At 35.7% G+C, this 15,187-nt stretch carries 10 protein-coding genes; 2 read left to right on the forward strand and 8 right to left on the reverse strand.

Annotation, left to right across the window (positions count from 1 at the left end; all coding sequences use genetic code 11):
• The first annotated feature begins 426 nt into the window (after positions 1-426).
• The gene (locus ACKPCA_RS11270; protein ID WP_321279207.1) at positions 427-4,224 is read left to right on the forward strand and encodes a sensor histidine kinase; all 3,798 of its coding nucleotides are present in this window, start codon (positions 427-429) and stop codon (positions 4,222-4,224) included.
• 39 nt (positions 4,225-4,263) lie between these two features.
• Here the strand turns inward: ACKPCA_RS11270 and ACKPCA_RS11275 are convergent, their stop codons facing one another.
• The 4 genes from ACKPCA_RS11275 to ACKPCA_RS11290 form a co-directional block, all read right to left on the reverse strand.
• On the reverse strand, positions 4,264-4,527 hold the full coding sequence (locus ACKPCA_RS11275) for a hypothetical protein (RefSeq protein WP_321279208.1): 264 nt from the start codon (positions 4,525-4,527) through the stop codon (positions 4,264-4,266).
• Between the two features lie 86 nt (positions 4,528-4,613).
• Positions 4,614-6,047 (reverse strand): [FeFe] hydrogenase H-cluster radical SAM maturase HydG, encoded by a 1,434-nt coding sequence (gene hydG, locus ACKPCA_RS11280; RefSeq protein WP_321279209.1) that lies wholly within the window; start codon positions 6,045-6,047, stop codon positions 4,614-4,616.
• A 203-nt stretch (positions 6,048-6,250) separates the two neighbouring features.
• Positions 6,251-7,501: a hypothetical protein gene (locus ACKPCA_RS11285; RefSeq protein WP_321279210.1), complete on the reverse strand. Its 1,251-nt coding sequence runs from the start codon at positions 7,499-7,501 to the stop codon at positions 6,251-6,253.
• 47 nt (positions 7,502-7,548) lie between these two features.
• Positions 7,549-9,027: a DUF4270 family protein gene (locus tag ACKPCA_RS11290; protein WP_172677357.1), complete on the reverse strand. Its 1,479-nt coding sequence runs from the start codon at positions 9,025-9,027 to the stop codon at positions 7,549-7,551.
• A gap of 277 nt (positions 9,028-9,304) precedes the next feature.
• Between ACKPCA_RS11290 and ACKPCA_RS11295 the strand changes: the two genes are divergently transcribed.
• A complete protein-coding gene (locus ACKPCA_RS11295) occupies positions 9,305-10,321 on the forward strand; it encodes a Kelch repeat-containing protein (protein ID WP_321279211.1) in 1,017 nt (338 codons plus the stop codon).
• Positions 10,322-10,618: 297 nt separating this feature from the next.
• On the opposite strand, the gene ACKPCA_RS11300 is transcribed toward ACKPCA_RS11295, so the two are convergent.
• Genes ACKPCA_RS11300 through ACKPCA_RS11315 form a run of 4 tightly spaced genes read right to left on the reverse strand, consistent with a single transcriptional unit; the run spans position 10,619 to position 15,149 of the window.
• Complete coding sequence (locus tag ACKPCA_RS11300; RefSeq protein WP_321279212.1) at positions 10,619-11,098, reverse strand: NADH-quinone oxidoreductase subunit NuoE family protein; 480 nt, start codon at positions 11,096-11,098, stop codon at positions 10,619-10,621.
• A 55-nt stretch (positions 11,099-11,153) separates the two neighbouring features.
• A complete protein-coding gene (locus tag ACKPCA_RS11305) occupies positions 11,154-12,917 on the reverse strand; it encodes an NADH-dependent [FeFe] hydrogenase, group A6 (RefSeq protein WP_305067096.1) in 1,764 nt (587 codons plus the stop codon).
• 22 nt (positions 12,918-12,939) lie between these two features.
• On the reverse strand, positions 12,940-14,733 hold the full coding sequence (gene nuoF, locus ACKPCA_RS11310; RefSeq protein ID WP_321279213.1) for an NADH-quinone oxidoreductase subunit NuoF: 1,794 nt from the start codon (positions 14,731-14,733) through the stop codon (positions 12,940-12,942).
• A gap of 17 nt (positions 14,734-14,750) precedes the next feature.
• The gene (locus tag ACKPCA_RS11315; RefSeq protein WP_054716235.1) at positions 14,751-15,149 is read right to left on the reverse strand and encodes a (2Fe-2S) ferredoxin domain-containing protein; all 399 of its coding nucleotides are present in this window, start codon (positions 15,147-15,149) and stop codon (positions 14,751-14,753) included.
• Positions 15,150-15,187: the final 38 nt, after the last annotated feature.

Here is a 15,187-nt window from a genome sequence, read left to right on the forward strand (position 1 = left end):
TAAAGCTACTTTTTAATTTCAAAACTGCGTTGCAATTAAGAAAAAATGCGATTTTGAATTCCAAATCCACGTTTCCATTTAAGAAAAGTGGCTTTTAAAATTCAAAAGACTACATTTCAATCGATTAACGCCACTAAAAATTTCCAATTGCACATTGCCACTCGGTTAATATATGATTTTGTCTTTAAATTTGGCATTACAACTCAAGCAATGTGTCTAAAAATTACCAGGACCATCTTCACGCGACAATGAATGAAATCATTACTTTCTAATTCAAATGGCAAAATATCAACAAAATCAGAATTAAAATCTTAACAGGCAAATAACAAAAAACCAAGCTGTAGCATGGTATTAACACTTTCAATTCCTTCAAAAAAATTGTACCTTAAATGGCATTAGCAGATTATTTACATTTAAAGGAGTATTATGAGATATTTTGTGGTGTTTTGTATGGTTCTTTGTTTGATTTTACTCCCCAATCATCATTCCAAAGCGCAACAGTATAGCTTCCAAAACTATTCCCTTGAGGAAGGATTACCTCAGTCGGAAGTTTTTAGTTTAATACAGGATAGAAAAGGAAATTTATGGCTTGGAACCAATGGTGGCGGCATTTCCCGCTTCAATGGCAAAGAGTTTATTTCTTACGATCGCCGTCATGGTTTAGCAGACAATAACATTAGAGCTCTGCATCAGGATTCAAAAGATAACTTATGGATTGGAACAAGTATTGGCATCAGCAGTTTTAACGGCGTATCGTTTAAAAACTTTGGCACAGAGGATAATGTACCCAATGCTATTTATTTTAATATTTTTGAAGACAAGAGAGGACGAATATGGGCCTTGGGAAATGATCAGAATAATCGACAAATCATTTACCGCGAAAAGGGTCAATTTAAAGATTTCATTGAAGAGCACAAAGATGTAATAAACAGAAATCAAGTGAGAAACCTGCTTATGAATAATGATGGAACAATCTACATCATTACCATAGATGGCTTATTTGAATTTAAGGATGAAACTCTCACCAAGTCGCCACTTAACGATCTTCCTGAATTTGAAGGGCAAATTGTTGCTCCTGCTTTAGTTGATGAAAATAATCAATTGTGGTTTTCAAATTTCATTCCAAACCAGGGATTTGTATTCTATAAAATGGTGGATAGCAAACCTATAAAAATTGATTTGCCAATTAGCACTCCGATCCAAAATATCGGTTCAGTTACTCTCGACTCCAATAATCGTTTATGGATTAGCGTTTTTGGAACCGGAGTTTTGGTTATAGATGAAAAATACGGCAAAATAATAGATGCCAGTCGTGGCCTGATCAATCCATTTATCAACAACATTGTTGAAGACCGGGAAGGTAACATATGGATGACAACTAGTGGCAATGGATTAATTAAGTATGGCAATAATAAGTTCCTATCCATTGATTTTACCAATGATGTTGGGGGTAATATCGTTCGAGCAATCATGCAGGATTCCAAAAACAATTACTGGTTTAGCATATCTGGCAAAGGAATTGTTCAATACAAAAAAAACGAACGAAAAGCCTACACTCCTGCCGATCACCCAGGACTTATAAATATTCGTGATTTTTACGAACTGCCAAATGGAAATATTTTAATGGCAGGCTTTAACGGATTAATTGAATTTAATGGCACCAGATTTCGAGAGGTATCGCAGCGTTATGGATTGCCTGTGGGGACAGGCATTATAGATATTCTCGAAAAAGATGGAGAAATGTGGTTTACTACCCAGGGGTTTGGAGTGATACATTACGACAAAGCCGGCAATAGAACTCAAATTACCACGCAAAGTCATGGCTTAAAAACCAATCAAATCACAAATGTTTATGTAGACTCAAAAAATCGTGCATGGTTCTCTCACTTCCAGGGATTGAGCATGTTTGATAGAGATACTGTAATCAACTTTGATGAAACCAATGGCCTAAATTACAAATGGGTAATGCAAGTAACCGAAGATCAAAATGGAAACATTTGGGCAGCTACATTTAGTGGAGGAATCAATATCTGGGATGGAAAAAAGTGGAAATATATCACTACTGACAATGGATTAAGCTCAGACATCGCATACTCAATTTTAACAGATCAAGATGGCACAATTTGGGTTGGAGCACAAAATGGTGTTGATCGAATTAATTACGACGAAAAAGGTGAAATTAAAACCATTCGAAACTACAACAAATTTGACGGTTTTGTTGGAGTGGAAAACAATGGTTCGTGCAATTACATCGACAAAAAGGGCAACTTATGGTTTGGAACAATTAACGGAGCCATGATGTTTAGTCCAACAAAAGATGTTATCAACCCCAATCCACCCATTATTCAATTAACCGATATCAAACTATTTTTTAGAAAAGTAAACTGGAGAGACGAAAAGTACAGCAAATGCATGTGTGGCGTCAATCCTTGGTTCCCATTGCCACAGGATCTGAATCTTACTCACGATATGCATCATCTTACCTTTAAGTTTGAAGCATTAAGCTACAAAGCACCCGAGAAAGTAAAATACAAATGGAAATTGGAAGGACTGGATCAAGAATGGTCGCCAGTAAGTGACAAAAGTGAAGCAATCTACTCAAGAATTCCACCAGGAGAATATACTTTTAAAATTAAAGCATCAAACAGCGATGGCATTTGGACTCCGAATTCATATGAATATGATTTTAAAATTAGGCCTCCATGGTATAAAACCTGGTGGGCAATAAGCCTTGAAATCATACTAATCGCACTTGTTGTTTATCTATTAATGAGAGCTCGCATAAGAAGTATCCAGCTAAAAAGAATTGAATTAGAGAAACTGGTAACTGAAAAAACCAAGGAAGTTCGTGAACAAAAATTCGAAATTGAAGCTCAAAACAAAATTTTGGCTGAGCAAAAAGATGAAATAAGCGAACAGGCTCACAACCTCCAGAAATCATATATAAATCTGATACATTTGAATGATATTGGCAAAGTAATTACTGCCAATTTATCCGTTGAAAGTATCATAGATACAGTATATGAATCAGTAAATGAACTAATGGATGCAGCTATTTTTGGCATTGGGATCTATCAAAAAGAGAGCAATAGTTTGGTGTTCCCAAGAATTAAAGAAGATGGAGCAAACCTTGACTCCGTGGAATTCGCTCTCGAAGATGATACCAGGTTGGCGATTTACTGCTACAAAGAACAAAAAGATGTATTTATTAAAGATTTACAGAAAGAATATCACAAATACATCACTAAAATTATTCCTGTTGAAAAATCCAAAACTCCAAAATCTGTTATTTACCTTCCGCTAAAAGTTAAAAACAAAACAACAGGAGTAATCACAGTGCAAAGCTTCAAGAAAAATGCTTATCAAAACTATCATCTATCGCTATTGCAAAACATAGCCGTGTATGCAAGCATAGCTGTGGAGAATGCTCAATCGTACCGAAAGATTGAAGCTCAAAGTAAAATATTACAAAGGGCCAATAAAGACATTAAGAAGCAAAAAGAAGAAATACAGATTAAAAATTCGGAACTAACAGAATTAAATCATGAAAAAAATCATCTAATAGGGATTATTGCTCATGATTTAAAGAATCCACTGACTTCAACAATATCAATTACAGAATATTTAAAGAACAAAATGATTTCGGAGAACAATTCTGAAGATCTTGAGAATGTATCATTCATGCTAAAAGCTCTACAGAGGATGAATCAAATGATTTCAAAAATTCTTGATATAGGTGTAATCGAGTCGAATTCTATCAACATACAGCTGGAAAAAACCAACTTAAAAAAGTTGATCGAATTGGTGAATTTGCATTTTAAAGATCATTTACAGCAAAAACAGTTAAATCTTAAGCTTGATGTTTATGATACCTATGCTATGGTAGATCCAAATTACATGACACAGGTTTATGAAAATTTAGTTTCCAATGCCATTAAATTTTCTCCAAAAAACAAGAACATTCACATTAAAATTTGGGAAGAAGGAGATAAAATCCGAACGTTGGTTAGCGATGAAGGCCCTGGAATTTCTGTAGAAGATCAAGGGAAGTTGTTCGGAAAATTTCAAGTATTAAGTTCGAAGCCTACCGGAGGTGAAAAGTCAACCGGGCTTGGCTTGTCCATTGTAAAGAAATATGTAGAAGCCATGAAAGGTAGAGTTTGGTGTGAAAGCGAACTTGGAAAAGGAGCCAACTTTTATATTGATCTCGAAAAAGCAATCTAAAAGAAAATGTCCGACACATGTCGGACATTTTCTTTTAGATTAAGGCTTAAAAAACATATGTTGAATTTCAACCCCTTCAATTGCGTAAATTTCTTTTTCGAACCGATCCATATCTTTCTCTGATCCAATCACCTGAATTAAAATCAGTCCATAAGGGTAACTTTCTACATGCTCAACTTCATAAATACCTAATCTGGTTTTTATTGAATTGACGTATCGAGCCAGAATTTCTTGAACACAGCCATTTTCTTTATCCTTATCACGGATAAGAATCCCAAAAATTCGAATTGTTGATCCAATCATCGTCACTGAATTTTGAATTAGAGTAAAGGGCCTTATCAAGTTACAAAAAAAGCTCTAGTTTATAAATTCAAAATCCAACACACAAATTAGAAATAAAGGTCGCGCTCCCCCTTCTTAACAAGTTCTAAACGCTCTTCGAGCTGCTCAACTTTTTGAGTATCTTGTAGCTCTTTTTTCTTTAGCTCGATTAATTTATATCCTTTTTCTTTCATTTCCGGAGTTCCGTAATCTTCAAGATATTCTGCAAGGGTAAGAATTGCATTTTGGGTACAATATCTCTTTATGAATCCAGGCACAGAAAATTCCATAAAATGCTCTCCTGTTCTTCCTTTTCGATAACAAGCCGTACAGAAAGAAGGCAAGTACTGCTTGTCTAAAAGTTCATCGATTACTTCTCCAAGGCTTCTGGTATCACCAATCTCGAATTGTTCATGATCCAATTTTTGTTCTTCTCTCGATTCTTCGCTATACCCTCCCAACTGGATATTGGTTCCTGCATCAATTTGTGAAACGCCAAGTTTAATTACCTCTTCACGTATTTCTTGAGTTTCACGAGCCGTTAAGATTAATCCTGTGTATGGAACTGCCAATCTTAAGATCGCTACCAAACGAATAAAATCTTCATCGCTTACTTCAAATTTTGGATCAATCGTAGAATCCGAGGCAGCCTTAATTCTTGGAAAAGATATGGTGTGTGGTCCCACATTGTAGCAAGCCTCAAAATGATTTACATGACGAACCAAGCCCATTACGTCAAATTTCCAATCATACAATCCAAATAAGGCTCCAATGCCCACATCATCAATTAAAGCTTCTTGTGCACGATCCAGGCCAGTTAGTCGCCAATCATAATCAGCTTTCTTCCCACTAATATGATATCGCGAATAAGCCTCTCTATGGTATGTCTCCTGGAATATCTGATATGTTCCAATTCCTGCCTCTTTTATCTTTTTGTATCCTTCAATATCCAGAGGAGCAGCATTAATATTCACACGGCGAATTTCACCATTACCAGATTTCACCTTATAAACAGTTCTTACCGAATCGGCAATAAAGTCAGCATCATACATCGGGTGTTCACCATACACCAATATCAACCGTTTCTGACCATTATCCTCCAAAGCCTTTACATCACTAATGATCTGATCATGAGCAAGAGTTGTTCTTTTCTGCTTTTTATTAGAGGCTCTAAATCCACAATATGTACAATTATTTGTACACTTATTCCCAATGTATAAAGGAGCAAAAATTACAATTCTATCACCATACACTTTTTCTTTTAATGTACGAGCTCCTTCTTTAATCTCCTCGATTAATACAGGGTCCTCTGTTTTCAAAAGAGCCGCAGTCTCTTGTAAACTCAGTCGATTCTTATCAAGAGATTTTTTAATAATTCGACGAACATTGTCCTTCGATGCGTCAGCTTCATCAAGCATTTCCCAAATTTCAGATTCATCAATAAAAGGTTTCATCCTTTCATCTTTAATCCGATACTCTTGAGGTTTGTAGATCATTTTCATGTTATTCGCTGTATATCTTCAACTCAATCATTAATAACGATCAAGTTTAATAGTATTTTGTTAGTTTTCAGCACAAAATTAATCATTATTATTTTGAAATGATTACAAATTGGAGTTTGAGGTCCAAATTTTCTATTTAAAACTCAAACACAAAAAAACCCTTGGGCTCTCCCAAGGGTTTCAATTTTATATCAAATAGATTATTAATGATATTTTCTCTTAATAAACCAATTTTCGAACAAGTTCAATTCTAAATTAATTCGCCCAAAATCTTCTCTTACCAAATTATTGGATGTTAAGCCCATCTGCCCAAATTCAAATGACATATTAATCATTCCTTTTCCTCTTGACAATGGCATACCTACTCCAAAACTAAATCCTTTTGTTTTGATTCGTTCATCTCGCACTATCATATAGCCAGTATCATAAAATGCTCCAAAACGGTATGTCAACTTCTTAAAAAACTTCGTTGCATAACCATCATTTGCATTATATATGGTTGCAAGTGAAAACTTACTACGATCAACCAACTGATTCTCTTTCTCAAATTTTTTAGTCTCACTCCATTTTTCTAACAAATAATCAGCTCCAACCCATAGTTGCTTTCCTTTTTTCACACCTAAGGATACACCATAAATCTCAGGAACATCATATCTTCCACGATCAGTATCATTGTATTTTATCACCCCCATATTCAATACCTCTATCTTTCGCTTCGCTCCAACGCCAATTTGGGGTTGATACTTCACTCCTAACACTACTGCATTATCAACGAAGTTAAATTGATATTGCGCACCCACATTAAAATTTAATCCTGTTGAAATTAATTTTGTAGTATTCATGTAACTCGCACTGCTACCACCTTGAGGAATAATAGACTCATCTCTGGTATTGTTCCCAAAAATATAAATCCCATTCACACCCAAAGATAAATTTTTCGTAAGCCTAAAACCATTGGAAAATACCAATTGATTTAGCCCTCCTGTTCCTTTTAAAGATCGGGTAAAATAATTCGTTCCACCTTCCACAAGTTCTTTGCTGGTTATATCATATCCTAAACTTGTATAGGGAGTTAATGAAACTGCAATACCATAACCAGGTGCAGCTCTAAAACCAAAAGCCAATTTCGAAAAGTTCAAATCATTAAACGTATCGTCATCATTCCCTTGGTTTAGCTTGCTAAATTTAGCTGTCATTCCAAATTGAAAAATAAATTTCAAGCTATCCAACTGAGAAAGTGCTGCCGGATTATTTATATTTAGAACACTACCATCACTATATGACAAACTTGCCATACCAGTTGAGTTAATAATATCTTGAGTCATTAATTCTCCATAGCCATAATAGGAATATGGGGAACTTGTATTGTTTTGTGCCGACAAATCAGAGGACATATATATTAATCCAATTACTGTCAAAAAGCAGATTTTACCAACAGATTTTAAGCTTTTCATTAATCTAGCTATATATATTTTGTAAATATTTTTATTAACTCTCTCAATTATCGCTGAATAACGTAAGTAACTTTCAGTCTAATTCTAAAATCCGAATTTGGTTCATCTTCTATAATTAAACGATCATAAGTATTACCGACTGCTTCCCTCTGAAAACCAATCAAAATAGCATCTTCATATTCTTGACCATTTACAAGAATATTATTCACATAAGAAGTCAAATCTGTCACAAAATAAGATTCATCCTTATTTTGAGGATTCCTCACAAAGGCAAAACTTAAAGCCGTATTGTTTGGACCAGGCAGTACCGACCTAAATTTATTATCTGCCATCGTATTATATAGAATCAAATTGTTTTTAGGCAAAGGAAACAATTCTTCATCATAACTTTCATCCCTAGGGTATACTTGCAATTCTGCACTTAAAATTCCGCCTGTCAATCCTAGGGTTTTTAGGTTTTCAATGTAAGGAATTTTAATTTTAGTATACAAACCTATACCACCCTGAATAAATGTTAGGTTATCCGTTTGATCAGAATTCAATTCATTCTCTTGTTCAATTAAACGATCTAATTGTTGTGGCGTACTTGAACGATCAGAAGAATAATTTACAAAACTTAATCGCTCGTTCGGTCCACCTTGCACAACAGGGAAATCATGATATTTTTGTTTACCAGCATCTGCATAATCAGTTTCATGATAATATAGCCTTAGTCTTAACTTATTCTCACCAATTGGAGCTTGCCACATAACAGTATTATTATCTCCTGGACGAATAACAATACCTTTGATAAATCTATGCCACTGATTTACCTCTGTTACTGTATCGCTTTCTGCATTTACCAATTCCACAATTTCTTTACCTAAGGAAATTGCTTCTTCACTATCCATTTTTATATAGATTCCATCCCCATAATACTTTCCATAGTAGTCAATTACACCATTAGTTCCCTCATTAACCTTTCCATGAGAATCAATCACTTGATCATATTTAGATTGCTTGACTGGCTTTAGAAAAAACTCCGAATCTAAAAGAGGTGTTTCAGCATAATTAAATTTGGTATGACTATAAAAGAAATCTTCATTATCCGGCAATTCCAATTCCTCTGTTAATCGGTTGATTAGTAATCTTTGTACCTGCAATGTATCTCCAAAGTATTCTTTATTTGGGTATGCCATAAAAACCAAAGAATCAAACTCTATAGGCACTTTCACAGTTACCTTATCAACCTCTTTTGTTGGTTTTGAGAATCCATTATTATAATCTAGTACTCCATAGTACTCAGTTTTAACATCTCCAAGAAATTCATCCTTATAACTACCAAGTATAGCATTTTTAAATCCTGAAGTAATCAAAGAATCCAAGATTACAGTCGAGGTCTTTATTGTAAGCGTATCGATAAGAACAACTTCTGAGGTTTCATCAATAAGATTATCCCCTATCTGATGCTCTTCAAAGTTGTTTGAGTTACAACTAATAAGAAAACTTAGTGTTAACAGCAATAAAAGTACATGGTTTGTTCTCATTCTCATAATTTAAAATACTAATCATATAACTTAAGGAGTCAATATAATTTATGATTAACTATAAACCTTTGTCATATTTTTGGATAACGCACAAATATAAATAAAATATTGAGACTATCGAATTTATTCTTTAATTGGTAAAATTTGTTAAATACCGCTTATTTTTACTGTCTAAAAATGAACTTATGGATTTTTATTTTATATTTGTCGTCTACATAATTTAAGATGTTTTAAACACTAGTAAGAAATTAAAAATTAATTGATAAAATCATAACAAATGAAACAACGACTATTAATAGTATTATTTGCATTATCTCTGTTTTTTACCAGTTGTGGTAGCGATAATGATTTAGTAGGTAACTGGATTAAAAGTTCTTCATTTGAAGGACGTGCTAGAAGCGGTGCTGTAAGCTTTGTAATTGGTGATTACGCTTACGTTGGTACAGGTTATGATGGAAAAGACGCATTAAAGACATTTTACAAGTACAGCCTTCAAGATGGTTGGAGCAAAGTTCAAAATGATTTTCCTGGTACAGGAAGAAGAGAAGCTGTAGCTTTCGAAGCTAATGGAAAAGTATATGTTGGATTAGGAGTAAATGATGATGATGAAAGATTAGGTGATTTCTACGAGTTTGATCCTTCAACAGACACATGGAATTCTACTGCAATTGACATGACCGGAGGACCATCTGCAAGACAAGGTGCAATTGCTTTTTCAATTAATGGCGTTGGATATGTAGGTACTGGTTACGGATTTCAGGAAGGTGAAGACCGCACAAATTTGAAAGACTTCTACAAATTCGATGGAAGCTGGACTAAAATTGCATATGATGGAGAAAAATCTAGAAACGCTACTGCATTTGTAATCGATGATAAAGCCTACATTGTTTCAGGAGAAAACAGTATGAAATATGTATGGGAATACGATCCATCAAAAGTTAGCAACACATTTAATGGTTGGACTAGAAAAGAAGACCTTGATGACGATAACAATTGGGAGGGCGTACAGCGTTCGGGAGCTGTTTCATTTGTAATCAATGGTAAAGGTTATATAGCAACAGGTAGAAATACTGGTTTATCAAGAGAAGTTTGGGAGTATAATCCTGTAAATGATCGTTGGGATGAAAAAACGTCACTTGAAAGCCCTGAAGTTGCATCAAGAGAAAATGCTGTTGCATTTAGCTTAAACAACAGAGGTTTTGTAACTACTGGTACTGTTTCTGGTTCTGGTGCTTACTTTGATGACACTTGGGAATTTAACCCAACAATGGATGAAGACGATAAGGATAACTAGAAATTAATCTTATAATCTCAAAAGCCGTTTCAAATCTGAAACGGCTTTTTTTATGACTAAATTTAACGAAATTTGAGACTGCCAAACTGTTACTAACAGTTGCTACAACAAAGTTTTATTATCCAAAGACTAATAAACTTTTAACTGTTTAAAACAACAACAACAAAAGAAACATCTAACATATTTAAATTAGTTTGTCATTTATTTAACAAGTTTTAACTTTTAATTGTTAATAAATGTTAACAAAAAAACCTCCGACACAATGTCGGAGGTTTTAAAATATATTAATTTACTTATTTACGATTGATACTCTTTAATGATATCCGCTACATCACCAGCTGCAACACGTCCATAAACGCGCTCTCCAATGGTAACAACTGGAGCCAAACCACAAGCTCCGACACAACGCAAACAGCTTATTGAGAATTTACCATCCTCAGTTGTTTCACCTACAGGAACGTTAAGTTGACGCTTGAACTCTTCCAATACTTTCTCAGCACCTCTAACATAGCAGGCAGTTCCCATACAGATAGAAATTGGGAATTCACCCTTTGGTACCATTGAAAAGAATGAGTAGAACGTTACAACACCATAAACGTGAGAAACAGAAACGTTTAATTCACGAGCAATGATTTCCTGAACTTCTGCAGGCAGGTAACCAAATGTCTCTTGAGCCTTATGAAGCACATTGATTAATTCGCTTCCTTCATTATTAAATGATTTGCAAATCTCCACAAGCTTATCCACTTTGGATTTTGCTAATTTAATTTTTGCCATAATATAAACTCCTTATATTAATTGGATTTCAAAAATCCAGATGGTTCAAAATAATTTATTCAATCTCGATTTCGTTACTCTTATCGAAATAATGAGTATGTAACAATTTATGAGATAATTCACTACATGGCTTACCCAAGAACTCTTCATACAATTTAATAATGTATGGGTTCTCGTGCGATTTACGGATTGCCTTACCTTCATCTTCGCGATAAAGAGCAGCAGCACGTTTCTTCAAGATTGAAGAATCGCCATGGTGCAATGGCTGACCACCACCACCAATACAACCACCTGGACAAGCCATAATTTCGATTGCATGATATTCTGATTTACCATCACGGATGTCTTCAAGAAGTTTACGAGCATTACCTAGACCATGAGCAATACCAATATTAATTGGAAGACCATCGAAATCTACAGTAGCACTGCGAATACCATCCATACCACGTAAAGCTTCGAAATCAACTTTCTCAAGAGTTTTACCTGTGTATACCTCGTAAGCAGTACGAGCAGCAGCTTCGATTACACCACCAGTAGCACCAAAGATAACACCAGCACCTGTAGACTCACCAAGAGGGTTATCGAAATCTTCATCAGGCATAATGCTAAGATCCATGTTAGCCTGCTTAATCAAGTTCGCCAACTCACGAGTAGAGATTGAATAGTTCACATCCGGATCGCCGTCAACCTTGAACTCATCACGCTGACACTCATATTTTTTAGCCAAACAAGGCATGATAGAAACAACGATCATGTCCTCACGATTGATTCCCATTTGTTTCGCCAAATAGTTCTTGGCAATAGGACCAAACATTTGTTGAGGAGAACGAGCTGTAGAAGGAATATCCTTCATTTCTGGGAAATGGTGTTCGAAGAAATTCACCCAACCAGGACAACAAGAAGTCAAGATAGGAAGCTTAACATCCTTATCACCATCAAGATGTTTCTGCAAACGCTCTAGCAACTCAGTACCTTCCTCCATAATTGTAAGATCGGCAGCAAAATCAGTATCGAATACTTTATCGAAACCTAATTGACGAAGAGCTGAAACCATTTTACCTGTTACCAAAGTACCAGCTTCCATTCCGAATTCTTCACCTAAAGCAGCACGAACCGCTGGAGCAGTTTGCACAACAACAGTTTTCTTAGGATCAGCAAGATCTCTAATCAACTGGTTGGTATGATCTTTTTCAGTTAATGCACCAGTAGGACATACAGCCACACACTGACCACAGTAAGTACAAGTTGATTTCTCCAAATCCATTTCAAATGCTGGAGCTACAACTGACTCAAAACCTCTGTTTACAGCAGAAAGAGCACCTACAGTTTGTACGTCGTTACACATTGTCTCACAACGACGACACATGATACATTTATCCATATCACGGATAATAGATGGAGAGTAATCTACCTTATAAGTTGATTGCTCACCTTTGTAGTGCAACTCGCGAACACCAAACTGATGTGCCATAGTTTGCAAATCACAGTTCCCTGATTTAGCACAAACCAAACAATCGAATGGGTGATCAGAAAGCATCAATTCCATTACAGTTTTTCGAGCATTCAATACTCTCATGTTGTGAGTGTGAATTACCATTCCTTCCTCACATTTTGAGTTACAAGAAGGTGCCAAGTTACGACGTCCTTCTACCTCAACAACACAAATTCGACATCCGCCAGGCTTGTGTTCAATGCCCATATCTCCCAAGTGCATATAACAAAGCGTTGGGATTTCGATTCCTAACTGCTTTGCTGCTTCATAAATAGTAGTTCCCTGGGGTACTTCTATTTGTTTATTATCAATGGTTAATTTGATCATTTTTTCCATTTTAAGATCCTCCTTACTGAATGCTAATCGCATTAAACTTACATTTCTCCATACAAGCACCACACTTGATACACTTAGCCGTATCGATAATGTGAGCTTCCTTACGATCTCCGGCAATACAATCAACCGGACAGTTACGAGCACAAAGAGTACATCCAACACAAAGTTCAGGATCAATCACATATTGCATCAATGCCTTACACTGACCAGATGGACATTTGTGTTCCTCAACGTGAGCAATATACTCATCATAGAAGTTTTCAATAGTAGAAAGAACAGGGTTTGGTGAAGTCTGTCCTAAACCACAAAGAGAAGTATCTTTAATTACAGTACTTAGGTTTCTCAACAAGTCAAGATCTTCCTTAGTACCTTTTCCTTCAGTAATCTTATCCAACAATTCGTACAAGCGCTTGTTACCTACACGACATGGAGTACACTTACCACATGATTCTTCTACAGTAAAATCAAGGTAGAATTTCGCAACAGAAACCATACAATCATCTTCGTCCATTACGATCATACCACCTGATCCCATCATAGAACCAACAGCAAGAAGGTTATCAAAATCGATTGGAGTATCCAGATGTTTCTCAGTTAAACAACCACCTGATGGACCACCAGTTTGAACTGCCTTAAATTTCTTACCATCCTTGATACCACCACCAATTTCGTAAATTACTTCACGAAGAGTAGTACCCATTGGAACCTCTATCAAACCTACGTTATTGATCTTACCTGCCAAAGCAAATACTTTAGTACCTGTAGATTTTTCAGTACCAATTTTATTGAACCAGTTTGCTCCTTTGTTAATGATAACAGGAACATTCGCAAATGTTTCAACATTATTTACATTGGTTGGCTTGCCATTGTAACCAGATTCAGCTGGGAATGGTGGCTTTACAGTTGGCTCACCACGAAGACCCTCCATAGAGTGAATCAAAGCAGTTTCCTCTCCACACACGAAAGCTCCTGCTCCATAACGCATTTCAACGTCAAAGTTGAAACCTGATCCTAAGATATCCTTACCCAAAAGACCATATTCACGAGCCTGCTTAATTGCAACTTTCAAACGCTCGATAGCAAGTGGATACTCAGCACGAATATAAATTAATCCCTTATCAGCACCCATTGTATAACCACAAATTGCCATCGCTTCAAGTACTGAATGTGGATCACCTTCCAAAATGGAACGATCCATAAATGCTCCTGGGTCACCCTCATCAGCATTACAAACCACATATTTCTGATCAGCCTCGTTCTTAGAAGCAAATTCCCACTTCAAACCAGTTGGGAATCCTCCACCTCCTCGTCCACGAAGACCAGATTCTTTAATTTCATCGATTACCGCCTGAGGAGTCATCTCGGTCAAACATTTTCCAAGAGCTGCATATCCATCAGTAGCAATATATTCATTGATATTTTCAGGATTAATAAAACCACAGTTACGAAGTGCAATACGAATCTGCTTCTTATAAAATCCCATATGCTTTGAATCACTTACCACCTCTTTTTTCTCTGGGTCTGTGTAAAGCAAACGCATTACTTTACGACCTTTGATGATATGCTCTTCTATAATTTCTTCAGCATCTTCAGGCTTCACTTCGATATAGAAGGTATTATCAGGAAGAATTTTTACGATAGGTCCTTTTTCACAAAATCCAAAGCAACCTGTCATTACTACCTGAACCTCTTCTTCAAGCCCTTTAGCTTTTAGAGCATCCTGTAGATTATTTTGAATAGCCTCACTTGCAGATGCACGACATCCTGTACCTCCACAAATAAGAATATGCATTTTATACTTTTCCATAATTGCGTTTTCTTTTGTTAGTTGTTGTCAATAGTTTTGTAGTTAACAGGAATAATGCCATCTACCAATTCACCTTGTTTGATGTATTTCTCTATCACTTCATCAGCTTTCTTAAGATCAACATCTCCAAAAACAACAGGCTCTTTACCTGGCATTGTTACTTCAATTGTTGGTTCTGCATAGCAGTATCCCATACAACCTGTTTGAGTAACAATAGAATTAATACCTCTTTTGGCAGTAGCTTCAATTAGAAACTCCATTACCTCTTTTGCTCCTGATGCAATTCCGCAAGTTGCCATACCAACTTTAATTTGCACCTGAGCGTCTGGATCGTTGCTCTTCTCCCTAAGATCCATCTTTGCATGCAGCTCTTCTTTTATCTTCTTCAGATCTGCAAGGGATTTAACTTTTGCCATAATCTCAAATTATTAAAGGTTAGAATTTAATTATCTAT

It is taken from the genome of Marinifilum fragile (assembly GCF_963677365.1).
In the GTDB taxonomy this organism is placed as follows: domain Bacteria; phylum Bacteroidota; class Bacteroidia; order Bacteroidales; family Marinifilaceae; genus Marinifilum; species Marinifilum fragile.